Genomic DNA, 247 nt, shown 5'->3' with positions numbered 1-247 from the left:
CACGGGTTTCTCTTATCGCTTCATCAATAACATTCATAATTTCATCTTCAGAATACTCTGAATTGCGTTCTTGTACAGTCTTAACCGTTTCTTAAAAAATGTAACGCTTCACAGCTTCTTCAACCAGATTTGATAGCCCTCCCTTCTTTGCGCCAATAGCACCGAGATAAGCTCTCACGCTACGGTCTGTATTATCGGAAATCACTAATGACCAACGAGCCATAATAAACACCTATGAAGATAAACA

The 247-nt window shown here is 39.3% G+C and carries 1 protein-coding gene; it reads right to left on the bottom strand.

The window, feature by feature from the left end; all coding sequences use genetic code 11:
* Positions 1-91: 91 nt before the first annotated feature.
* Entirely contained in the window at positions 92-223 is a 132-nt protein-coding gene (locus tag R0J92_RS25420) for a ribbon-helix-helix domain-containing protein (RefSeq protein ID WP_411053730.1), read from the bottom strand.
* Between the last annotated feature and the right edge of the window lie 24 nt (positions 224-247).

Source organism: Tritonibacter sp. SIMBA_163, assembly GCF_046535935.1.
GTDB lineage: Bacteria > Pseudomonadota > Alphaproteobacteria > Rhodobacterales > Rhodobacteraceae > Epibacterium > Epibacterium scottomollicae.
The sequence above is the reverse complement of the archived record's forward strand: the minus strand, read 5'-3'. Positions and strand labels throughout refer to the sequence as shown.